We start from the raw sequence: 22,983 nt of genomic DNA, 5'->3' as shown, positions 1-22,983 counted from the left end.
GAAGCGGGCGCGGGCACGAAAGCGGGTAGGCCACAATCGACGGGTCCGCACCCGCGGGCAGGCGGGACGATCCGGCACCGGGAGGGGAGCACATGCGGGAGGTCTGGCCCGGGGATCCGTACCCGCTGGGCGCGACCTGGGACGGCACCGGCACGAACTTCGCGCTGTTCTCGGAGGTGGCGCGGCGCGTGGAGCTGTGCCTGTTCGACGCCGACGGCACCGAGGTGCGGCGCGAGCTGCCCGAGGTGGACGGGTTCGTCTGGCACGGCTACGTGCCGGGCGTCGGTCCGGGCCAGCGGTACGGGTACCGCGTGCACGGGCCGTTCGACCCGCGCGAGGGCCACCGGTGCAACCCGGCGAAGCTGCTGCTCGACCCCTACGGCAAGGCCATGGAGGGGGAGGTGCGCTGGCACGAGTCGCTGTTCTCCTACCGGTTCGCCGACCCGGACGCGCCGAACGAGGACGACAGCGCCCCGCACATGCCGAAGAACGTGGTGATCAACCCGTTCTTCGACTGGGGCGACGACCGGCCGCCGCGCGTCCCGTACCACGAGAGCGTCATCTACGAGGCGCACGTGAAGGGCCTCACCCGGCTGCATCCCGGCATCCCGGAGGAGCAGCGCGGCACGTACGCGGGGCTCGCGCATCCGGTGATGGTCGACCATCTGCTCGACCTCGGCGTCACCGCGGTGGAGCTCATGCCGGTGCACCAGTCGATCCCGGAGCACGCGCTGGTGGCGCGGGGGCTGTCCAACTACTGGGGCTACAACACGATCGGGTTCCTGGCGCCGCACAACGCCTACAGCTCGTCCGGGCAGTCCGGGGAGCAGGTCCTGGAGTTCAAGGCGATGGTCCGCGCGCTCCACGCGGCGGGCATCGAGGTGATCCTCGACGTCGTCTACAACCACACGGCGGAGGGCGACCACCTCGGTCCGACGCTGTCGTTCCGGGGCATCGACAACGCCTCGTACTACCGGCTGCGCGACGACGACAAGCGCTACCACCTCGACTACACCGGCTGCGGGAACTCGCTGAACGTCCGCAACCCGCACGCGCTCCAGCTCATCATGGACTCGCTGCGCTACTGGATCCTGGAGATGCACGTCGACGGGTTCCGGTTCGACCTGGCGTCGGCGCTGGCGCGGGAGTTGCACGACGTCGACCGGCTGGCGGCGTTCTTCGACCTCGTCCAGCAGGACCCGGTGGTGTCGCAGGTGAAGCTGATCGCCGAGCCGTGGGACGTCGGCGAGGGCGGCTACCAGGTCGGCAACTTCCCGCCGCTGTGGACGGAGTGGAACGGCAAGTACCGCGACACCGTCCGCGACTTCTGGCGCGGGTCGTACGCGACGATGCCGGAGTTCGCGTCCCGGCTGACGGGCTCGTCGGATCTGTACGAGCACAGCTCGCGGCGGCCGTTCGCGTCCATCAACTTCGTGACGTGCCACGACGGCTTCACCTTGCAGGACCTCGTGTCCTACGACCACAAGCACAACGACGCCAACGGCGAGGCCAACCGGGACGGCACCGACGACAACCGGTCGTGGAACTGCGGCTTCGAGGGCGTCACCCGCGATCCCGCCGTGCTGGCCCTGCGGGCACGGCAGCGCCGCAACTTCCTGGCCACGCTGTTCCTGTCGCAGGGCGTGCCGATGCTGTCGCACGGCGACGAGATGGGACGGACGCAGAGGGGCAACAACAACGCCTACTGCCAGGACAACGAGCTCGCCTGGGTGCACTGGGACGACTACGGCGACGTGGAGTTCGTGTCCATGCTGTCCCGGCTGCGGCACGACCACCCGGTGTTCCGGCGCCGCCGGTTCTTCACGGGACGCGGGACGGGCGCCGCCGCCGACATCGCGTGGCTGACCCCGGCCGGGGAGACGATGACCGACCACGACTGGAACGCCGGGTACGCGAAGTCGCTGGGCGCGTTCCTCAACGGCGAGGCGATCACCGAACCCGACCAGCGCGGGCGCCGCGTCCGCGACGACTCGTTCCTCCTGCTGGTGAACGCGGGCTCGGAGGCGGTGGAGTTCACGCTGCCCGGCGGCGACTACGGCGAGCGCTGGGAGTTCGTGCTCGACACGGCCGATCCGGGCGCGGTGGGCGAGCGGCCGCGCGTCAAGGCGCGCGACGTCGTGCCCCTGCCCGACCGCTCGCTGGCGGTGCTGCGCCGCCTGCCCTGACCGTGTCTCCTGCGGTCAGGGGCGGCCCGCCTTGATGGCGGTCAGGAACACGAGCACGAAGGTCAGGACGGCGACCAGGCCGTGCACGGCCATGGCGGTGCCGGGGAACGCCTGCCCGGCGCCTCGCGCGTGCCGGCCGCCCCGTCCGACGAGCCAGCGGGTCAGCAGCAGGAACCCCTGGAAGATGATCACCAGGAGGGCGGCGAAGGCGCCCCAGGCGTAGCCGGCGGCGCCGGTGGCGAGGTGCGCGATCCAGACGGCGAGCCCGAGGGCGGCCGTGAGGGGGTGCCCCGCCACGACGAGGGCCGGGAACCGCGTCACCTTCGTCGACGGGCCGCCGTTCGCCGACCAGGCGGCCAGCAGGTAGGCGCCCGCGGCCGCGGTGACGACCCACGCGACCAGTGCGGCGACCGCCACCCCCGCTCCCTTCGGCGCGATCCTCGTCCCCTCCCGCCAGTGTCACCCCTCCGGCGCGCGGCCATGGCGGGTTCGCGGAGATTGCCCGATGGGCGGCGGGCAGGGGTCGGTGAGCGGCGATCCGGCGGCCTCACGGCGGCCGTGGTCACGGCGCCGCGTGCAGTAACTTGAGATCCCTATGCGCACTCTCACTCCCGCTCCCGAACCGGTCGACCTCGTCGAGAGCTACGCCTATCCCCCGGACGTCACCTGGCTGCGGGCGAACATGGTCGCCAGCCTGGACGGCGCGGCGCAGCGCGACGAGCGCAGCGGCGGCCTGGGCAACCCCTCCGACCGGCACCTGTTCCTGCTGCTCCGCGGGCTCGCGGACGTGGTCATCGCGGGGGCGGGGACGGTGCGGGCCGAGGGCTACGGCCCCGTCCGCCGGAGCAAGGGCTGGGACGGGGTGCGGGACGGGCGCCCGCGCGTCCCGCCGCTGGCCGTCGTGTCGCGGACCCTCGACCTCGACTTCGACAGCCCCCTGTTCACCGAGGCGACGTCCCGGACGATCGTGCTGACGGCCGCCGTGGCCGATCCCGCCCGGCTGAAGGCGGCCCGGGAGCGCGCCGACGTGATCGTCGCCGGGGAGGACGCGCTCGACTTCCGGTCCGCGATCCGGCAACTGGAGGAGCGCGGGCACCGGCGGCTGCTCTGCGAGGGCGGTCCCGCGGTGCTCGCCCAGCTCGTCGCGGACGGGCTGCTGGACGAGCTGTGCCTGACGCTGAGCCCGCAACTGCTCGCGGGGCATCCCGTCCGCATCCTCAACGGCCCTCCGGTGCCCGTCCCGCCGGACATGGCGCTCGCCCACGTCCTGCAGGACGACGACGACTTCCTGTTCCTGCGCTACACGCGTCGCGACACGTAGCGGACGAGCGGAACGGCGGCACGAGCCGGTCCGGGCGGACGAGCAGGGCGTCCTCGTCCCGTTCCCGCCGCCCCGGCGTGTCCGAATGTCGGTGCCGGGGCGCAAGATAGGGGCATGGACCTGCCGATCAGTCCGCCGCTGCCGCCGATGCTCGCCAAGGCCGTCAAGACCATGCCCCGGGGCGATCTGCTGTACGAGCCCAAGTGGGACGGCTTCCGCTGCGTCGTGTTCCGCGACGGCGACGAGGTGGAGCTGTCCAGCCGCGGCGAGAAGCCGCTGACCCGGTACTTCCCCGAGCTGGTCGAGGCGGTGAGGCGGGAGCTGCCCGACCGGTGCGTCGTGGACGGCGAGATCGTGCTGCGCCGGGGCACGCGGCTCGACTTCGAGTACCTCCAGCAGCGCATCCACCCGGCGGCGTCGCGGATCAAGCTGCTGGCGGAGGAGACGCCCGCCTCGTTCGTGGCGTTCGACCTGGTGGCCCTCGGCGACGAGTCGCTGATGGAGGTGCCGCTCGGCGAGCGGCGGCGGCGCCTGGTCGAGACCCTCGCGGGGGTGCGGGCACCGATCCACGTGACGCCCGCGTCCGACTCCTACGAGCTGGCGCTGCGCTGGTTCGACGAGTTCGAGGGCGCCGGGCTCGACGGCGTGGTCGCCAAGCCGCGCGACATCCCGTACGAGCCGGACAAGCGGGCCCTGTTCAAGGTCAAGCACGAGCGCACCGCCGACTGCGTGGTGGCGGGCTTCCGGTGGCACAAGTCCGGGCCGATCGTCGGGTCGCTGCTGCTCGGGCTCTACAACTCCGAGGGCAAGCTCCAGCACGTGGGCGTCGCGGCGTCGTTCAGCATGAAGCGGCGCGCCGAGCTGGTGGACGAGCTGAAGCCCTACCGGATGGACAGCTACGACGGCCACCCGTGGTCGGAGTGGGCGCGGCAGACGGAGGCGACGGCCGACCGGATGCCCGGGGCGATCTCCCGGTGGACCGGCAAGAAGGACCTGAGCTGGGTGGCGCTGCGGCCCGAGCTGGTCGTCGAGGTGGCGTACGAGGCGATGGAGGGCGCCCGGTTCCGGCACACGGCGCGGTTCCGGAACTGGCGTCCCGACCGCACGCCCGAGTCCTGCGGCTACGAGCAGCTTGAGGTCCCCGTCGCCTACGACCTGGACGACATCCTCGACGGTTCCGCCACGAAGCCCCGCGCCGACCACTGACCTGCCGGGGGCGGCTCCGGCGGGCCCCGGCATGTCATGATCCAATCGTGTCGCGGGCCGTGCGGCCCGCGCGCCCGGCCCGGTGCCGTGCCGCGTCCGGCACCGGGCCGCGGCGGTCAGGGCTGGGTCTCGTTGCGGATCGTCTGCTCGATCACGGACTCGTCCGACAGCGAGGCGATCTTCGGCGCGCTGTAGGGCCGCAGGTACGTCTGCCTGAGGCCGGGCACCCGGTCCTCGATGACGAACGTCGCCTTGGTCGAGACCGCGGCGCCGGGCGTGCGGACGAACGGCACCGTCTTGAAGTCGGCGCGCATCTCGTCCTTGCCGATCTTGGTGAGCACGTAGCCGCGCTGGTTGTTGTAGAAGCGCAGATGCGGGTTGATCTTCAGGTAGGGGTGGTCGGCGGGGTTGGAGTCGGCGCCGTCGCCGGTGCTCGTGATGGAGGTGCACACGAGCTCCGCGCCGACCGTCTTCGAGTCCGGGTCGTCGTAGTTCGCCTTGAGGTCGCTCGCCCAGTGGGCGTGGACGTCACCGGTGAGGACGACGGCGTTGCGGACCTTGGCGTCCACCCAGCCCTTGGTGATGCGGTCGCGGGAGGCGACGTAGCCGTCCCAGGCGTCCTGGGAGGTCTTCTTGACGGGACCGGCGTCGCTGTCGCGCTGGGCGAAGAACACCTGCTGGCCGATGACGTCCCAGCGGGCGCGGGAGCGGCGGAAGCCGTCGAGCAGCCACTTCTCCTGGGCGGGGCCGGTGATGGTGCGGGCCGGGTTCGCGGCGTCCGGGCAGACCTTGTTGCCGTCGCCGCAGGCCTGGTCGTCGCGGAACTGCCGCGTGTCGAGCATGTGGAAGTTGGCGAGCCTGCCCCACTGGACGCGCCGGTACACCTGGATGTCCGGGCCCTTCGGGATGGAGCGGCGGCGCAGCGGCATGTTCTCGTAGTACGCCTGGAACGCGGCGGCGCGCCGGGCGCGGAACTGGTCGTAGGTGGGGGTGTCCGAGCCGTCCTCGGGGATGTAGCCCGCCCAGTTGTTCTCGACCTCGTGGTCGTCGAAGACGACGAGCCAGGGGGCGACGCTGTGCGCGGCCTGGAGGTCGGCGTCGGCCTTGTACTGGGCGTGCCGCAGCCGGTAGTTCGCCAGCGTGACGGTCTCGGGGCCCTCGTGGTCGCGGGGGTTCCCGCCGGTGATGACGTAGACGCCCTTCTTGTACTCGTACTGGTAGTCGCCCAGGTGGAGGATCAGGTCGGGGTGCTCCTCGGCGAGCCTCCGGTAGGCGGTGAAGTAGCCGTGCTCGAACTGGGAGCACGACACGAAGCCCATCGCCAGGGCGGAGCCGAAGGTATCGGCGCGGGGGGTGGTGCCCGTCCGGCCGACCGGCGAGATGTGGTCGTCCACGCGGAAGCGGTACCAGTAGTGGCGCCCGGAGCGCAGGCCGCTCAGCTCGACGTGGACCGAGTGCGCGGACTCGGGGCGGGCGGCGGCGGTGCCGCGCCGCTCGATGCGGCGGAACCGCTCGTCGGACGCGACCTCCCAGCGGACGGGGACGATCCGGGACGGCATGCCGCCGAGCCCGTCCTCGGCGTGCGGGTTCAGCGCGAGCCGCGTCCAGAGCACGAATCCGTCGGCGGCGGGGTCGCCGGACGCCACGCCGAGCGTGAAGGGGTCGCCGGGCAGGGCGCGCCCCCGCGGTGCCGGGGCGGCCGAGGCGGCGGGCGCGCCGGCCGCGGCGTAGGCCGTGCCGACCGCCAGTCCGCTGGTGACGAGGAAGGACCTGCGGTTGAGCAGGCGTGCGGTGTCCGCCATGGATGCGCGACCTTTCGGGTGTCCGAGCATGATCGCCGGACAGCCTCGCCCCGGCCGGTGGACGGCAGGCACCGCGCGGGTGACGGCAGCCGCAACAGGAACGATCTTTTGGGGACCGCTTGGCGGCGCGGCCGGACGGGATCACGCGGACATGGCGCGCGGAGGGGAAAGCCGGGTGATACGCTAGCGACTTACGAATTGCGCACAGATACTCCACCCTATGAATAGGAGTGTATCGCAGGCATGGGACTCCGTCAAGCAGGTCCTGTCAAGCCGAACGGCGCCGAATTCTCGGACGACGCACCGGACACCGCGCGGCGGGCGGCGATCCGCACCGAGCAGGCGTACGTGTCCCACGCGTACGCCCGGCTCGACGCGGAGCGGAGCAAGGCCGAGGCGGCGCTGCGGCAGGGTCCCGCCGCGGGCGGCGGCGCGGTGGCGCAGGCCCGGCTGGAGAGCGCCGTCGCGACCGAGGAGGCCGCCCGGCGCCTCGCGCGGCTCAGCGGCGTCGAGAACGGCCTGTGCTTCGGCCGCATCGACCACCGCGCGGACCCCGCCGGCCCCGGCTCCGGCTCCGGGTCCGGCGACACCTTCTACATCGGACGGATCGGGCTCCGCGACGCGGACGGCGAGCCCCTGCTGATCGACTGGCGGGCCGCCGCGGCGCGCCCGTTCTACACGGCGACGCCGGGCGCCCCGGGGACGCTCGCGCGCCGCCGCCACCTGCACCTGCGCGGCCGCGAGGTCGTCCGGCTCGACGACGAGGTGTTCGACCTGGACGGGCTCGACGAGGCCGAGCGCGGCGGCATCGTCGGCGAGGCGGCGCTGCTGGCCACGCTGCGCCGCGGCCGGACGGGCCGGATGAGCGACGTGGTCGCCACCATCCAGGAGGAGCAGGACCAGGTCATCCGGTCGGCGCTCCAGGGTGTCCTCGTCGTCCAGGGCGGGCCCGGCACCGGCAAGACGGTCGCCGCGCTGCACCGCGCCGCGTACCTGCTCTACACCCACCGCGACGTGCTGGAGCGCCGCGGCGTCCTCGTCGTCGGGCCGAACGCGACGTTCCTGCGCTACATCGAGCAGGTGCTGCCGGGGCTCGGCGAGACCGACGTGGCGCTCGCGACGGTCGGCGAGCTGTACCCGGGGGTCCGGGCGAGCGCCGCCGACGAGCCCGCGGTCGCCGTGGTGAAGGGCGGTTTCGCGATGACGCGGTTCGTCGAGGCCGCCGTCCGCGACCGGCAGCGCGTCCCGGCGGGCGGGCTGGCGGTGCCCTCGGACGGGATGGTCCTGCGGGTGCCGGAGGAGGCGTGCGCGCTGGCCCGCGACCGGGCGCGGGCGCTGCGCCTGCCGCACAACATGCAGCGGCGGCGCTTCGTCCACGACCTGCTGGAGGCGCTCGCGGTCGACCGGGCCGAGCAGTACGACACGATGGTGGACGAGCCGCTGGAGGAGATCATCAGGTCGGGGCAGACGCCCGCCTGGCTCCAGGAGCTGCTCGACGAGGCCGAGGACGCGCCGCTGCTGGACGAGACCGAGCTGCGCCTCGCCAAGGAGGCGCTCTGGCAGGAGCCGGCCGTCCGGGAGGCGATCGACGCGCTGTGGCCCGAGCTGACGCCGCAGCGGCTCCTCTCCGAGCTGTACGCGGACCCGGACGCCCTCGCCCGGGTGGGCGCGGCCGCGGGCGTCGCCGACCACGCGCTCCTGTATCGTCCGGCCAGCTCGCCCTGGACGGTCTCTGACGTGCCGCTGCTGGACGAGGCCGCCGAGTGGCTCGGCAAGGACGACTCCGCCGAGCGGGCGCGGCGGCGCGCCGCGGAGAAGGCCCGCCAGGAGGAGGAGCTGTACGCCCGCGAGGTGCTGGCGTCGGCGGGGGTCGAGCGGCTGCCGGACGTGCAGGCGGGGATGCTCGCCGACCGGCACCACGACGACGGCCCGCCGCTCACCACCGCGCAGCGCGCCGCCGCCGACCGCGAGTGGGCCTACGGGCACGTGATCGTGGACGAGGCGCAGGAGCTGTCGGAGATGGCCTGGCGGGTGATCATGCGGCGGGTCCCGACGCGGTCGCTGACCGTCGTCGGCGACATCGCGCAGACCGGGAGCGCGGCGGGTGCGGCGTCCTGGGGCGCGATGCTGGACCGGTACGTGCCGGGCCGCTGGCGCGAGCAGCGGCTGCTGGTCAACTACCGCACGCCGGCCGCGATCGCGCGGGTCGCCGAGGACGTGCTCGCCGCCGTCGACCCCGGGCAGGTCCCGCCCGTCCCCGTCCGCGACGAGGGCGATCCGCCCCGCGCGGTGGCGATGCCCCTCGACGGACCACCGGTCGGGCTGCCGGAGCTGGTGCGCGCCGAGCTGGCCGCGGTCGTCCCGGGCGACCGCGGTGCCGCCGCGGGGCCGGGCGGCGGGATCGAGGAGGGCCGGCTCGCCGTGATCTCCTCGGGCGCACTGCACCGGCGGGTGCGCGAGGTCCTGCCGGACGCCGCCGCCGGCGCGACGCCCGAGGCGCTCGACTCCCCCGTCGTCGTGCTGACCGCCGAGGAGGCCAAGGGGCTGGAGTTCGACTCGGTGATCGTCGTGGACCCGGCCGGGATGCTCGGCGAGTCCCCGAAGGGCGGGCAGGACCTCTACGTCGCGCTCACCCGCGCCACCCGCCGGCTGACGGTCGTCCACGACGGCGACCTCCCGCCCATGCTGGCTCGCCTCACGTCCGGGCGGGAGGACAGCGCGACCGCGGGGTGACGGGCGCCAAGGGGGTAAAACAGGCGCCGGGCGGCGCGTCTCAGGAGTAGGGGAGCTGGTCTTTGGCCAGTTCCTCCCAGCGTGCCCGGAGCGTCGCGAGGACGTCGCGGTGGCGCAGCGACAGGTCGGCCTGCTCGCGGGGGTCGGCGGCCAGGTCGTAGAGCGCGTCGACGGCGGCGCCTCCGCCGGTGCCGGGCTGCCGGAGGTACTTCCACCTGCCGCGGCGCAGCGCCCGCGACGTCCGGGTGCGCCAGAACAGGTCGTGCTCGGGCGGGCGGGCGCCGCGCAGCAGGTAGGGGGCGAGGCTGCGGCCGTCCAGCGGATGGGACGCGGCGGGCGCGACCCCTGCGATCTCCAGGATCGTCGCCGTCCAGTCCTGGGTGATCACGGGGACGCCGCTGACCTGGCGCGGCCGGATGCGGGCCGGGTAGCGCAGGATGTTCGGCACCCGGATGCCGCCCTCGTTGAGGCTGGCCTTCGCGCCGGTCAGCGGCCACTGGTACGACCAGCGCTCGCCGCCGTTGTCGCTGGAGAACAGCACGATCGTGTCGCGCTCCCGGCCGCTGTCGCGCAGGGCGCGGAGCACCCGCCCGACGCCGGCGTCCATCGCCTCGACCATCCGGCGGTAGGTGTCGAGCGACCCGCCGTCGCGGTGCCAGAGCGCCTGGGCGTCGCCCGCCTTGACGCGCGCCGTGATCTCGGCGCTGACCGCGCGGTCGCCGGGCGCCTCCCAGGGCCAGTGCGGGGCGGTGAAGTTGAGGTTGAGCAGCCACGGCCCGGTGTGCTTCGTGCGGACGAACGCGGCGGCGCGGTCGGCGATCGTGTCGGTGTAGTAGTCGAGCGACTCGACCGGCACCTCGCCCTCGTAGAGGTCGCGCCCCTCAGCCGTGATCTTGGAGTAGTAGTCGACGGCGCCGGACAGGTTGCCGAAGAAGGTGTCCCAGCCGGACTTGAGCGGGCTGTACCAGGGCAGGAAGCCGCAGTGCCACTTGCCGAACATCGCGGTGGCGTAGCCGGCGCCCTTCAGCAGGGACGCGAGCGTCGGGTGGCCGGGCGGGATGCCGTGCAGCTCGTTCGGGCTCGCGATCGGCTCCTCCAGGCCGCCGCGGAGCCGTCCCGGGTAGCGGCCGGTGTAGAGGCCGAAGCGGGTGGGCGAGCAGACGGCGGCGGCGGAGTAGGCGTCGGTGAAGCGGACGCCCTCGCGGGCGAGCCGGTCCAGGTTCGGGGTGCGGATCTCCGGGGCGCCGTAGCAGCTCAGGTCCGCCCAGCCGAGGTCGTCCCCGAGGATGATCAGGACGTTGGGCCGGGTCGACGTCCCGGCCCGCGTGTCGGCGCGGAAGGGCCGCTCGTCCGCGCCCTCGCGGGCCTCCGCGGTGCCGGTGCCGATGACCTGCCCGGCCGCCGTGGCCGCGGCCACGGCGCCCATGGCCGCCGCCGCCCCGCGCCGGCTGATCCCGCGCCCGGGCGCTCCGCCCGTCCCGCGCTCGGACGCCTCGTCCGGGCCGGTACCCGTTGCCGCCATGAAACCCTACTTCCCAGGTCTGTTTACAAAACAAACCGAGATAGTAGGGATTGTGCGCGATCACCGCAACGCCCCCGCTTCCCACCGGAGGTTGACCAAGCGTACGCTTGGTAACCGTAGGACGGATCCGCGAAGGGACGGCGATGGCAGAGCTGCGCGAGTACGCGAACCTGATCGGCGGGGAGCTCGTCCCCGCGTCGGACGGGGGGACGCTCGACTCGGTCAATCCGGCGACCGGGGAGGTCTGGGCCCGGATCCCGCGCTCCACCGCGGCGGACGCGGACGCCGCCGTCGCCGCCGCCCGCGCGGCCTTCCCCCGCTGGGCCGGGCTGCCCGCCGCGGGCCGCGCCCACTACCTGCGCAAGGTCGCCAAGGTGTTCGCCGCGAACGTGCGGGAGCTGGCCGAGCTGGAGACGATCGACAACGGCCGCCTGATCAGCGAGACGGCCAAGCGCGACCTGCCCGGCATGACGTACCTGTGGAACATGGCCGCCGACCAGTGCGGGACGGCGGTCGAGGGCAGGAGCGTCGACTTCGGCCCCGGGACGCTCGGGATCACGCGCCGCGAGCCGTACGGCGTCACGCTCGGGATCATCCCGTGGAACTCCCCCATCTCCACCCTCTCGGCGAAGGCGGCCTGGGCGCTCGCCGCGGGCAACACCGTCATCATCAAGCCCGCCGAGCAGGCGACGGTCTCGTCCCTGCGGGTCGGCGAGCTGCTGCGCGAGGTGCTGCCGCCGGGGACGCTGAACATCGTGTCGGGCCTCGGCGAGGAGGTGGGCGACCCGCTCGTCCGGCACCGCGGCGTCAACAAGATCAGCCTCACCGGCTCGGTGGACACCGCGAAGATCATCACCCGGGCGTCGGCGGACGCGCTGAAGCCCCTCGCGCTGGAGCTCGGCGGGAAGTCGCCGAACATCGTCTTCGCCGACGCCGACCTCGACAAGGCCGCGCCCGGCGTCACCACGCAGGCGATCTTCACCGCGAACGCGGGGCAGATCTGCTACGGCGGGTCCCGGATCCTGATCCAGCGGCCCGTCTACGACGAGATGATCGAGCGGATGACGGCGATCGCCGCGGGCATCCGGCTCGGCGACCCGCTGTCCGACGCGACGACGATGGGGCCGATCGTGTCCCGCGAGCAGTACGAGCGCGTCACGTCCTACCTGGAGATCGGCGCGAAGGAGGGCGCGGAGCTGGTCTTCGGCGGGCGCTTCGGCCCCGAGGTCGTGGACGGGCCGTTCGCCGGCGGCTACTGGGTCGAGCCCACCCTGTTCGCCACGTCCGACAACGCCCTGCGCGTCTGCCAGGAGGAGATCTTCGGCCCGGTCGCCGTCGCGATCCCGTTCGACACCGAGGAGGAGGCCGTCGCCATCGCCAACGACTCCGCCTACGGCCTCGCCGCGGGCGTCTGGACCCGCGACCTCGGCACCGCGCAGCGCATGTTCCGGTCCCTGGAGACGGGCACGGTCTGGGTCAACACCTACCGCAAGGTCATGTTCCCGCTCGAAGGCGTCAAGGACAGCGGCTACGGCTCCGACTCCCTGCTCGCCTACACCCGCGAGAAGGCGTGCCTGATCGAGAGCTGATCACCGTCCCTCCCGGGGCGGTCAGGCGTCGCGCAGGTGGGCGAGGGTCCGCCGGAGCTCCGCGCCGATGACGCGGCCCGCGGCCTCCGGGTCGCGGTCGCGCACCGCCGCGACGAGCCCGGCGTGCGCGGCCCGCCCGTGCTCGGCGTCGGCCCGGCGCACGTCCACCAGCCGCGCGAGGTCGAGCAGCCCGTCCCGCAGGACGGGCGTGAACGTGCCGAACAGGTCGGTGAGGACGGGGTTGTGCGCCGCGGCCACGACGGCGGTGTGCAGCGCGATGTCGGCGTCGATGAACGCCGCGGTGTCCGGCCCGGCCTCGGCGCGGTCGCGCTCGGCGAGGGCGGCGTCGAGGGCGCGCAGGTCGTCGGCGGACCGCCGCTCGGCGGCCAGCTCGGCCGCCCGGACCTCCAGCATCATGCGGATCTCGTAGACGTCGGCGACGGAGGCCCGGCGCAGGCGCGCGGGCCAGTCCTCGCGGGGCTCGGTCGCGATCACGTAGACGCCGGAGCCCTGCCGCGCCCGGACGAGCCCGGCGCCCGCGAGCGCCCGCAGCGCCTCGCGGACGGTCGAGCGCCCGACGTCGAGGTCCCTGGCGAGCGTCGTCTCGCCCGGGAGGCGCGTGCCCACCGGCCACGTGCCGTCCGCGATCTGCGCGCGGAGCCGGTCGGCCGCCTGCTCGACGAGCGGGCTGCGCCGCAGCGGCCCGAGCCCCATGGACCCCATCCCTCCCGGTCGCACCGCCGTCCGGACGTCCCGGTCCCCGGCGGCCGTCGCGCGCGTCCCATCGACGTTCCGCGAATCGTCGCGATCGACCTTATACTGGCTCCCGGATGCCCATGACGACACGCACCGACACCCCACCGGACACCGCACCGGACACCGCCGACGAGCTCCTCGACGTCTTCAAGGCGCTCGCCAACCCGGTGCGCCTCCAGCTGCTCCAGTGGCTGCGCGATCCGGAGGCCCACTTCCCGGTGGAGGAGGCCATCGCCGACCCGCACGAGGTCGGCGTCTGCGTGAGCCACATCCAGGCCAAGACGGGCCTCGCGCAGTCGACCGTCTCCGCCTACATGGCCTCCCTCCAGCGCGCGGGCCTCGTGATCTCCACCCGTGTCGGCAAGTGGACGCACTACCGCCGCGACGAGCGGCGCATCGCCGAGCTGGTCGAGACCCTCGGCCGCGTGCTCTGACGGCACCTCCCCCTCCCGGCGGGCTTCCGTTTGACATCTCATATCGTTAAACTGCGATACTGCGATTTGACGATACGACTTGGAGGAGGAGACATGGGCGCCATGGACGGGACCGACCTCGGCCGCTTCGGGATCTGGACGTTCGACTTCGAGGACCAGCCGGCGAGCATGATGCGCGACTCGATCCAGGAGCTGGAGGAGCTCGGCTGGCGGGCGTTCTGGATCCCCGAGCGGGACGGGCGCGAGGCGCTGACGCATGCCGGGTTCCTGCTGTCCGTCACCGAGCGCATGACCGTCGTCAACGGCATCGCGCGGATCTGGTCGCGGGAGCCGCAGTGGACGCGGGGCGCGGCCCTGCTCCTGGCCGACGCCTATCCGGACCGCCACGTCCTCGGCCTCGGCGTCGGCGCCGGACGTCCCGGAACCAGCCAGCTCCAGGCGATCAGCGAGTACCTGGACGCCATGGACGCGGCGACCAGCGCCAACCCCGCACCGAAGGCGCCGGAGCGGCGGCTGCTCGCCGCGTACGGGCCGAAGATGCTCGCCCTGGCCCGCGACCGGGCGCAGGGAGCCCACACGTACCACGTGACGGTGGAGCACACGGCGCAGGCACGGGAGGTGCTGGGCGACCGCCCGTTCCTCGGCGTCGAGCAGGCCGTGCTGTTCGAGACCGACCCCGCGAAGGCCCGCGAGATCGCGCGCGAGCACCTGCACGTCTACCTCACCACGAAGTACAACGTCGCCAAGTTCCTCCGCCTCGGCTACACCGAGGCGGACATCGACGGCGGGCGGGGCAGCGACCGCCTCGTGGACGACCTCGTCTACTGGGGCGATCTCGACACGATCGCCGACAAGCTGCACCGCCACCTGGACGCCGGAGCCGATCACGTCGGCGTCCAGGTCATCGGCGTGACACCGGGCCAGTCGGCGATGCCCCAGTGGCGCCGGCTGGCCGACGCCCTCCTCCCCTCGGCGTCCTGATCAGAAAAACTCAGGTTGTCTGAGGAGTGGGACTGTGGTTAGGTGGCGCGCATGGCGTGGCAGGTGCTTCTTCTCGGCCGCCGCGGCGGGGCCTGATCCGACCGGCACCCCGCCGCGGGGTCCGGTGCTGCCGGTCGTCCACCGTCGGCACAGGGAAACCCCACGTGAACAGCACGCCAGCAAGCACACCCCCTTCCACCACGCCGGACGGCCGTAAGCCGGTCGGCCTGGCCCGTCCGGTGAGCACGGCCCGTCCAGCCGGCACAGCCCGTCCCCTGCACGACTTCCCCGGGCTGCGCAAGCCGGACGGGCCGGTCGCCGCCGGGGCGCCCGCCTGGAACCCGCAGCAAGCCAGCTCGATGCCGTCCCACCGGTACCGGTCGGTCCACGACCGCGTGCCGTCGCCCGTACCCGAGGTCGAGCGGACGTGGCCGTCGCGGCGGCTCACGGAGGCGCCGCTGTGGGTGCCCGTCGACCTGCGGGACGGCAACCAGGCGCTCGCCGAGCCGATGGACCCGGCGCGCAAGCGGCGCATGTTCGACCTGCTCGTCACCATGGGCTTCAAGGAGATCGAGGTCGGATACCCGTCGGCGAGCCAGACCGACTTCGACTTCGTCCGGCATCTGGCGGAGGCGGACGCGGTGCCGGACGACGTGACGCCCGTGGTGTTCACGCCGGCCCGCCGCGAGCTGATCGAGCGGACGTTCGCCTCCATCGAGGGGCTGCCCGCCGCGGTCGTCCACCTCTACACCGCGACCGGCCCGGCGTGGCGGGAGGTCGTCCTCGGGCAGGACCGCGACGGCGTCCGCCGGCTGATCCTGGACGGGGCGGAGCACGTCGCCCGGCTCGCGGACGGGCGGCCGGGCGTGCGGTTCGAGTTCTCGCCCGAGACGTTCAACCTCACCGAGCCCGGCTACGCGCTGGAGGTCTGCGACGCCATCACCGGCCTGTGGGACGCCTCCCCCGGCCGCCCGGTGATCCTCAACCTGCCCGCGACCGTCGAGATCGCCACCCCGAACGTGTACGCGGACCAGATCGAGTACATGCACCGCAACCTGGCGCGGCGGGACGCGGTGATCCTGTCGGTCCACCCGCACAACGACCGCGGCACCGGCGTGGCCTGCGCCGAGCTGGCGATGCTGGCGGGCGCGCAGCGGGTGGAGGGCTGCCTGTTCGGCAACGGCGAGCGGACGGGCAACGTCGACCTGGTCACGCTCGCGCTCAACCTGCACGCGCAGGGCGTCGATCCCCGCGTGGACCTCTCCGACATCGACGAGATCCGCAGGACGGTCGAGTACTGCAACCGGCTGCCCGTCCACGAGCGGCACCCGTACGGCGGCGACCTCGTCTACACCGCCTTCTCCGGGACCCACCAGGACGCGATCGCCAAGGGCATGGCGCACCACGCGAAGCGCGCCGCCGAGCTGGGCTTGGCTCCCGGTCAGGCGCCGTGGGACGTCCCGTACCTGCCGATCGACCCGGCGGACGTGGGCCGCGGCTACGAAGCCGTGATCCGGGTGAACAGCCAGTCCGGCAAGGGCGGCATCGCCTACCTGCTGCGGACGGAGTACGGCCTGGAGCTGCCGCGCCGGCTCCAGATCGAGTTCTCCCAGGTCGTCCAGCAGGCCACGGACGGGAGCGGGGAGGAGGTCACCGCGGCGGACCTGTGGGACCTCTTCCGCGCCGAGTACCTGGACCGCTCCGGTCCGGTCGCCATCACCGAGTGGCGGACGTCCCACACCGGGCCGGGCCGACACGACTTCACCGGCGTGGTGCGCGTGGACGGCCGCGAGGGCGAGTGCTCCGGCTCCGGGAACGGGCCGCTCGACGCCCTCGCCGGCGCCCTGGCCGCCGCCGGGATCAAGGTGGACGTGCTGCGCTACGCCGAGCACTCCACCGAGCCGGGGCGGGACTCCCCCGCCGTCGCCTACGCCGAGTGCCGGGTGGACGGCGTGACCCGGTGGGGCGCCGGGCGGGACACGTCGGTGCTCGCCGCGTCCGTCCAGGCGGTGCTGTCGGCGGTCAACCGGGCGCGGTCCGCCGACCCGGCGCCGGAGGAGGCCGGCGCCGCGGCGGGCGGCGGGGCTACCGGCGGCTGAGCGAGCGCCGCCAGGACAGGCCCGTCCCGGGGATGCGGAACGTCATGGTGCGCCGCCCGTCGGCGGAGCGGCTGTAGCGGGCGCCGCGGGTGCCGACGCTGTGCCCGACGCCCTTCTTCGAGAGGTTGATGCGGAAGGGGCCCTTCCGGATCGACTTGCGGTAGCTCCAGCCCATGGTCGCCTCCGTCTCGTGATCGCTTGGCGGGAGGGTTGCCCGGCCCGCGCGGCCGACACCCTCCCGCCGCGAACGGACAGCCGATGATCCGGTTTACGGACGGAGCGAAAAAGCAACGGCACGATCTGACCAAAAGCGGCCGTAGTTCCTCGAAACACCGCTCTTTACCCGGCCTCCGGAGGCGAGGAACCTGACCTCCGGCCAGATCATCTTTTCTCTCCCCCGGAGGTGCGGGTTGGCCAGGCGATCCCTGAGACGAACCCGGCGGACGACCACCGTGGCCGTGCTGACCGGCGCGGCGCTCGCCGCCGGCGGTGCGGCCGCCGTCGCCGCCCAGGCGGCCCCGAAGATCGTGGTGAAGGACGGGCTGACCCAGCCGGTCTTCTCCTACGCGGACGCGATCCGCGAGCACGTCTACGTCGAGTCCAGCGTCGACAGCGACCGCGACGGGAGGCTCGACCGGGTCAACGTGGACATCATCCGGCCGAAGGAGTCCGACGCCGGGCTCAAGGTCCCCGTGATCATGGACGAGAGCCCCTACTACGACAACGTCGGGCGGGGCAACGAGAGCGAGCGCAAGACCTACGACGCCGCCGGGAACCCCGTGAAGTTCCCGCTGTTCTACGACAACTACTTCGTCCCGCGCGGGTACGCGTTCCTCGCCGTGGACATGGTCGGCACCACCCGCTCCGACGGGTGCCCGACCAGCGGCGGCCCGTCCGACGTGCTCGGCGGCAAGGCCGTCGTCGACTGGCTCAACGGCCGCGCGAAGGCGTACAAGCCGGACGGCACGCCCGCGAAGGCCACCTGGACCACCGGCCGCACCGGCATGATCGGCAAGTCCTACGACGGCACGCTCGCCAACGGCGTCGCCGCGACCGGCGTCAAGGGCCTGGAGACGATCGTCCCGATCTCCGCGATCAGCAGCTGGTACGACTACAGCCGCATGAACGGCGTCAAGTACTGGACGGACGAGCAGCCCGGCCTCGCCGACGTCGTCGACACCGACCCGCCCGCCAAGTGCGCCGCCGTCAACGCCGACCTCGACCAGGGCGAGGACGACGCGACCGGCAACTACAACGCGTACTGGAGGACCGCCGACTACCGCCACGGCACGATCGGCGACGTCCGCAACGTCCGGGCGAGCGTCTTCGCCTATCACGGCGTCAACGACCTCAACGTCAAGGACGACCACTTCGCCAAGTGGTGGGGCGCGCTCGCGCAGCGCGGCGTCCGCCGCAAGGTCTGGCTGTCGCAGCGCGGCCACGTCGACCCGTTCGACATCCGCCGCGACCTGTGGGTCGACACCCTGCACGCGTGGTTCGACCACGAGCTCCAGAAGATCGGCAACGACGTCCTGAAGCAGCCCCGCGCGGACATCGAGGTCGGCCCCGACCAGTGGATCACCCAGTCCGACTGGCCGTCCCGGACGGCGCGCACGCTGCCGCTGCGCCCCGGCGCGGACGGCTCGCTCGGCCTGAGGCCCGCCGCCCGCGGCTCGGAGGCGTCCTTCACCGACGCGCCCGGCCCCCGGAACGACGGCTACACCGAGGGCGAGATGGTCACCGACCCGGCGACCGCGCAGCCCTACCGGCTCGCCTACGTCTCGGGCGAGCTGCCCGTGACCGCCCGGCTGTCCGGCACCCCGGACGCGCGGCTCCGGATCAAGCTCGACCGGCCGACCTCGAACGTCACCGCGCTGCTCGTCGACTACGGCGACGACACCCGCGTCGACTACCTCGGCCCCGGCTCCGGCATCCAGACCCTCACCACCGAGGACTGCCACGGCGAGAGCACGCCCACCGACGACGCCTGCTACAAGCAGACGCGGACCAGGACGGTCACCTCGTCCGTCAACGTCGTCGCGCGCGGCTGGCTGGACGCCCAGAACCGCACGTCGCTGAGCAACCCGACCCCGCTGACGCCCGGGAAGTACTACGGCGTCCGGTGGCAGACGCTCAGCCAGGAGTACCTGCTGAAGAAGGGGCACCGCCTCGGGCTGGTCATCGCCGGGACGGACGCCGACTACAACACCGAGACGCCCACGGGCGCCACGGTGACGGTGGACCTGGCGTCCAGCTCCATCGGCGTCCCGGTCACCGCCGCGACCGGTGACGGCGCGACCGCCCTGGCCGCACCGGAGGCGCGGACCCCGTGGCGCGGCCCGTCCAAGGTGGTCCTGCCCCGCCAGGAGCGGAACCTGTACTGATCCCCGACCGCCCCGCCGCCTCCCGCCGGGAGGCGGCGGGCCTGGGATCAGTGCTGGTCGGTGTCCTTGCTCGGCTGGACGCGCTTCGGCTCGCCGGGCATCTTCGGGTAGTTCGGCGGATACGGCATGTCGCCGAGGCCGTGGTCCTGCTCGTCGCGGTCGGCCATCTCCAGCAGCGCGTCCAGCGCGAACGCCTCGTCGTCGATGGACGCGTGCAGGTCGCCGAGCTTTGCGAACCGCTCCGGCATGGTGGCGATCGTGAAGTCGTGCGGGTCGGCGTCGGCCAGCTCGTCCCAGGTGAGCGGGGCCGAGACCGGCGCGTACGGCAGCGGGCGGACGCTGTAGGCCGACGCGATCGTCCGGTCACGGGCGTTCTGGTTGAAGTCGATGAAGACCTGCTCCCCCCGCTCCTCCTTCCACCACTTGGTGGTGACCTCGGCGGGCACGCGTCGCTCCACCTCGCGGCCGAACGCCAGGGCGGCGCGGCGGACCTCGGTGAACGTCCAGCGCGGCTGGATCCGGACGTAGATGTGCACGCCGCCCTTGCCCGAGGTCTTCGCGTAGCCGGTCAGGCCGAGCTCGGACAGCAGGTCGCGGGCCGGGCCCAGCGCCACCCGGACGGCGTCGGAGAAGCCGGTGCCCGGCTGCGGGTCGAGGTCGATGCGCAGCTCGTCCGGATGATCGACGTCGCCGTCGCGGACGGGCCACGGGTGGAAGGTCAGCGTGCCGAGGTTGGCGGCCCAGGCGATCACGGCGACCTCGGTGGGGCGGACCTCGTCGGCGGACCGGCCGCTCGGGAACTCGATCCGCGACGTCCGCACCCAGTCGGGCGCGTTCTTCGGGGCCCGCTTCTGGTAGAAGGCGTCGGACTTGCCCGCCCCCATGCCCGCCTGGCCGCGGGCGTAGTCCTCCCGGGTGGCCATCCGGGCGCCCTCGAACACCCCGCCGGGCCAGCGCTCCAGCGTGGTCGGCCGGTCGCGGGTGGCGCGGAGGATGCCCTCGCCCACGGCGATGTAGTACTCCACGAGCTGCCGCTTGGTATAGCCGTGCTCCGGGAAGTACACCTTGTCGGGATTGGTCACCTTGACGAGCCGATCCCCGACCGGGATCTCGATGAAGGGCGAGGCCATACCGGCACGGTAACCCACGGGCACGACAGCCCCGCGGTCCGGCCGCCGGGTACCGTCGAAGGCATGGAGAAGATCCGTAAGAGCGAGGAAGAGTGGCGGGCCCAGCTCAGCCCCGCGGAGTTCCACGTCCTGCGCGAGGCGGGGACGGAGCGGCCCTTCACCGGCGAGTACACCGACACCAAGACCGTCGGCGTCTACAAGTGCCGCGCCTGCGGCACGGAGCTGTTCCGCTCGGAGACCAAGTTCGACAGCCACTGCGGGTGGCCGTCGTTCTTCGAGCCGGCCGATTCCGACGCGGTCGTCCTGATCGAGGACCGCTCGCTCGGCATGGTCCGCACGGAGGTGCGGTGCGCGACGTGCGACTCCCACCTGGGCCACGTCTTCCACGGCGAGGGCTACGGCACCCCGACCGACGACCGCTACTGCATCAACAGCATCAGCCTCACCCTGGAACCCGCGGAGTGACGCCCGGGAACTGAGTCGCGCGCCCCTGCCGCGCCGGGCCCGCACGCCTCCGGCGCGTCCCAGGGAAACCCGATCCTGGCCTGGAGCGTCCCACCAGCAGGCGGCGCGCGACCTCCAGGGGGCCCGGATGGGTGAATTGAGCGTCTACGAGACCGCATACCTGTGCGGGGGCCGGGAGCGGGTCGTCAAGACCGCCGTCCTCTCCCTCTACGAGCAGCGCCGGGTCCGCGTCTCCCGGGGGACCCACCGCGTCGAAGCGGTGCGGCGGGAGGCGGACGACCCGGTGCAGGAGGCGGTCCTCGCGGCGATCCCCGGCACGGGCCGCCTTCTCGGCCAGGTCGTCTCGGAGGTCGCCGCGGGGCCCGAACTCGAAGCCGTCAGGGACGGGCTGCGCCGGGCGGGACTCCTGAACCGCCTCTCCCGCCCGACGCGCCGGGGCCGGGCGGAACGCCGCCGCCTCGCCGGCGGCGCCGGGACCGGGCCCTCCCGGTTCGCGGCCCTCGGACCGAGCGGGGTCGAGGAGTCCAAGATGCGGGACGTCCTCTCGACGAAGGACCCGAAGCCGTTCGACTTCCGCGAGCAGTACCGGCCGGCCGGCGGCGCCGGTCCCCTCTCGTCAGGAGGGGTCAGCCCGATGTTCGGGGATGCCGGAGGGGACGGCGGCGGCGACTGGTCCTCGGGCGGGGACTTCTGAGAAGGTGTCGTCGAGCCTTTTCCGGTGATCGTGATCCTGGGCGTGTGTCGGTGACGGGCGGGTCGAGGCGGGCGTGATCGACTGGACGGAGTGTCCGCCGGAGCGGGCCGGCGTCGACGGCGCCGGCCTCGCCCGCGCGCTGGAGCTGGTCGCGGCGCGGCGGGCGGCCGCCCAGATCTGCGTCCTCCGCGACGGCCGGGTCGTGCTCGACCGCTCGGTCGCGTGCCGGTCTGACTCGCTGTTCTGGATCTTCTCGGCCAGCAAGCCGTTCGTCGCGCTCCTAGTGCATCAGCTCGCCGAACGGGGCGCGCTGGACCTGGACGACGCCGTGGCCGCGTACTGGCCGCGGTTCGGCCGGCATGGCAAGGACCGCATCACCGTCCGGCAGGTGCTTCAGCACCGCGCGGGCGTTCCCCTGGCCGGCAGCATGCTCGGCGACGCGCTCGCGATGATGAGCTGGGAGCGGGCGGTACGCCACGTCGAGCGGGCCCGGCCCCGGTGGCCGCCCGGGCAGGTCCCCGCCTACCACGTCATCACCTACGGCGTCATCCTCGGGGAACTCGTCCGTCGCGTCGCCGGCGTCCCGGTGCCGGACGCCCTCACCGCCGGGCTGCTCCGGCCGCTCGGCCTGCACGACACCTACCTCGGCCTGCCCCATCATCTGTGGCATCGGCACGTCCCGGTACGTGCCACCGCCCCGGTGGACCAGATCATCCGGATCGGCCTCAACCGGCCCGCGGCACGGCGGGCGGTGGTCCCCGCGGCGGGCATCTCCACCACGGCCCGGGACCTCGCACGGTTCTACCAGGCACTGCTCCAGGGCGGCGAGCTGGACGGCGTACGCGTCCTCGACCCGGCGACGATCGCGCACGCCACCCTGCCGTCGAGCGAGGGCGAGACGGATCGGCTGCTCGACCTGCCGATCCGGTGGTCACAGGGCTTCCAGCTCGGCGGACCCAGGCCGGGCGCCCGGCGCAGCCCGCCGATGGGCAGGCTGAGCAGTCCACGCACGTTCGGCCATAACGGCAGCAACTGCTGCATTGCCTGGGCCGACCCGTCCCGGCGGCTCGTCTTCGCCTACCTGACCGCCCTGCTGCCGCCCAGGCACGAGGGCGCGGAGCACATCGGCAGCGTGAGCGACGCCATCAACGCAGCCTGTAGATGACCAGCGGAGAAGGTTTGACGACACCCTCCGAGACCCGCGGCCCTGCGGCGTGTCGCGGCGCGTTCTAGGGGGTTTCGGGGACCTCGCAGTCGTCCTTGTCGCTCTGCTTGTTGGCGAGGACGACGCTGCCGTTGTCGCTGCTCCTGCCGTGGACGAAGACGCGGGGCGAGTCGTCGCCGCCGTCCTCCAGGAACCGGGTCGTCCACTCGCACAGCGAGATCGCCGGCTTGGAGTTCTCGTCGTCCTCGCCGAGGTCGGTGTAGACGCGGACGAACGCGCCGCTGCGGCGCACGTCGGTGACATGCTTGGCGATCTTGTTGTCGGGGTCCCGGGTCCGGAAGTAGGGCAGCGCGTCGGTGATCTCGTCGGGATCGTCGGCCACCCGCGCGTCGGACTGCGGGCTCGGCGGCACGGCGGCCTTCCCGGTGTGGGCCGCGACCGCGGCGCGCGGCGAGTCCCCCGAGCCGCCCGGCAGCGCCATGACCGCGAGGCCCGCGGCCAGGGCGACGGACGCGG

Annotated in this window: 19 protein-coding genes; 12 read left to right on the top strand and 7 right to left on the bottom strand. The window is 73.1% G+C overall.

Going from position 1 to position 22,983, the window contains the following annotated elements:
• Positions 1–92 precede the first annotated feature (92 nt).
• Positions 93–2,186, top strand: a complete 2,094-nt coding sequence (gene glgX, locus E1300_RS25200) for a glycogen debranching protein GlgX (protein WP_131759538.1) — start codon at positions 93–95, stop codon at positions 2,184–2,186.
• A 15-nt stretch (positions 2,187–2,201) separates the two neighbouring features.
• Here the strand turns inward: glgX and E1300_RS25195 are convergent, their stop codons facing one another.
• A complete protein-coding gene (locus tag E1300_RS25195) occupies positions 2,202–2,603 on the bottom strand; it encodes a hypothetical protein (protein WP_131759537.1) in 402 nt (133 codons plus the stop codon).
• A gap of 178 nt (positions 2,604–2,781) precedes the next feature.
• On the opposite strand from E1300_RS25195, the gene E1300_RS25190 reads away from it, so the two are divergent.
• A complete protein-coding gene (locus tag E1300_RS25190; RefSeq protein WP_131759536.1) occupies positions 2,782–3,507 on the top strand; it encodes a pyrimidine reductase family protein in 726 nt (241 codons plus the stop codon).
• Between the two features lie 114 nt (positions 3,508–3,621).
• Positions 3,622–4,713 (top strand): ATP-dependent DNA ligase, encoded by a 1,092-nt coding sequence (locus E1300_RS25185; RefSeq protein ID WP_131759535.1) that lies wholly within the window; start codon positions 3,622–3,624, stop codon positions 4,711–4,713.
• 116 nt (positions 4,714–4,829) lie between these two features.
• Here E1300_RS25185 and E1300_RS25180 read toward each other — a convergent pair whose 3' ends face one another.
• Positions 4,830–6,515 carry an alkaline phosphatase D family protein gene (locus E1300_RS25180; protein WP_131759534.1) on the bottom strand — a complete coding sequence of 562 codons (1,686 nt, stop codon included), beginning with the start codon at positions 6,513–6,515 and terminating at the stop codon, positions 4,830–4,832.
• A 243-nt stretch (positions 6,516–6,758) separates the two neighbouring features.
• On the opposite strand from E1300_RS25180, the gene E1300_RS25175 reads away from it, so the two are divergent.
• Positions 6,759–9,248 carry a HelD family protein gene (locus E1300_RS25175; protein WP_131759533.1) on the top strand — a complete coding sequence of 830 codons (2,490 nt, stop codon included), beginning with the start codon at positions 6,759–6,761 and terminating at the stop codon, positions 9,246–9,248.
• Between the two features lie 40 nt (positions 9,249–9,288).
• Here E1300_RS25175 and E1300_RS25170 read toward each other — a convergent pair whose 3' ends face one another.
• Positions 9,289–10,770 (bottom strand): sulfatase family protein, encoded by a 1,482-nt coding sequence (locus E1300_RS25170; RefSeq protein WP_207399944.1) that lies wholly within the window; start codon positions 10,768–10,770, stop codon positions 9,289–9,291.
• Between the two features lie 143 nt (positions 10,771–10,913).
• Between E1300_RS25170 and E1300_RS25165 the strand changes: the two genes are divergently transcribed.
• A complete protein-coding gene (locus E1300_RS25165; RefSeq protein WP_131759532.1) occupies positions 10,914–12,359 on the top strand; it encodes an aldehyde dehydrogenase family protein in 1,446 nt (481 codons plus the stop codon).
• 21 nt (positions 12,360–12,380) lie between these two features.
• Here E1300_RS25165 and E1300_RS25160 read toward each other — a convergent pair whose 3' ends face one another.
• Positions 12,381–13,073, bottom strand: a complete 693-nt coding sequence (locus tag E1300_RS25160; RefSeq protein ID WP_131759531.1) for a FadR/GntR family transcriptional regulator — start codon at positions 13,071–13,073, stop codon at positions 12,381–12,383.
• A 116-nt stretch (positions 13,074–13,189) separates the two neighbouring features.
• Here E1300_RS25160 and E1300_RS25155 point away from each other — a divergent pair, with 116 nt between their 5' ends.
• The 3 genes from E1300_RS25155 (at position 13,190) to leuA (ending at position 16,629) form a co-directional block, all read left to right on the top strand.
• The gene (locus E1300_RS25155; RefSeq protein ID WP_242619389.1) at positions 13,190–13,549 is read left to right on the top strand and encodes an ArsR/SmtB family transcription factor; all 360 of its coding nucleotides are present in this window, start codon (positions 13,190–13,192) and stop codon (positions 13,547–13,549) included.
• A gap of 93 nt (positions 13,550–13,642) precedes the next feature.
• Complete coding sequence (locus E1300_RS25150; RefSeq protein WP_131759530.1) at positions 13,643–14,530, top strand: TIGR03620 family F420-dependent LLM class oxidoreductase; 888 nt, start codon at positions 13,643–13,645, stop codon at positions 14,528–14,530.
• 359 nt (positions 14,531–14,889) lie between these two features.
• Positions 14,890–16,629, top strand: coding sequence for a 2-isopropylmalate synthase (gene leuA, locus E1300_RS25145; RefSeq protein WP_131759551.1), 1,740 nt, complete (start codon positions 14,890–14,892; stop codon positions 16,627–16,629).
• Here the strand turns inward: leuA and E1300_RS25140 are convergent.
• Entirely contained in the window at positions 16,616–16,804 is a 189-nt protein-coding gene (locus tag E1300_RS25140) for a DUF4236 domain-containing protein (RefSeq protein ID WP_131759529.1), read from the bottom strand. The two genes, leuA and E1300_RS25140, sit on opposite strands and share 14 nt — an antisense overlap.
• Positions 16,805–17,081: 277 nt before the next feature.
• Here E1300_RS25140 and E1300_RS25135 point away from each other — a divergent pair, with 277 nt between their 5' ends.
• A complete protein-coding gene (locus E1300_RS25135) occupies positions 17,082–19,013 on the top strand; it encodes a Xaa-Pro dipeptidyl-peptidase (RefSeq protein WP_131759528.1) in 1,932 nt (643 codons plus the stop codon).
• 47 nt (positions 19,014–19,060) lie between these two features.
• On the opposite strand, the gene E1300_RS25130 is transcribed toward E1300_RS25135, so the two are convergent.
• Complete coding sequence (locus E1300_RS25130; protein WP_131759527.1) at positions 19,061–20,143, bottom strand: DNA polymerase domain-containing protein; 1,083 nt, start codon at positions 20,141–20,143, stop codon at positions 19,061–19,063.
• A gap of 63 nt (positions 20,144–20,206) precedes the next feature.
• Here E1300_RS25130 and msrB point away from each other — a divergent pair, with 63 nt between their 5' ends.
• From msrB to E1300_RS25115, 3 genes are all read left to right on the top strand, one after another.
• A complete protein-coding gene (msrB, locus tag E1300_RS25125) occupies positions 20,207–20,608 on the top strand; it encodes a peptide-methionine (R)-S-oxide reductase MsrB (RefSeq protein WP_131759526.1) in 402 nt (133 codons plus the stop codon).
• Positions 20,609–20,618: 10 nt separating this feature from the next.
• Positions 20,619–21,302: a TIGR04222 domain-containing membrane protein gene (locus E1300_RS25120; RefSeq protein ID WP_306440673.1), complete on the top strand. Its 684-nt coding sequence runs from the start codon at positions 20,619–20,621 to the stop codon at positions 21,300–21,302.
• A 73-nt stretch (positions 21,303–21,375) separates the two neighbouring features.
• Entirely contained in the window at positions 21,376–22,467 is a 1,092-nt protein-coding gene (locus tag E1300_RS25115) for a serine hydrolase domain-containing protein (RefSeq protein ID WP_131759524.1), read from the top strand.
• 64 nt (positions 22,468–22,531) lie between these two features.
• Here E1300_RS25115 and E1300_RS50310 read toward each other — a convergent pair.
• Positions 22,532–22,983: hypothetical protein (locus E1300_RS50310; RefSeq protein ID WP_165502986.1), on the bottom strand; the 452-nt coding region annotated here is incomplete at its 5' end.

Source organism: Actinomadura fibrosa (assembly GCF_900659615.1).
Classification (GTDB): Bacteria; Actinomycetota; Actinomycetes; order Streptosporangiales; family Streptosporangiaceae; genus Spirillospora; species Spirillospora fibrosa.
This window is presented reverse-complemented; position numbering and strand designations above follow the sequence as displayed.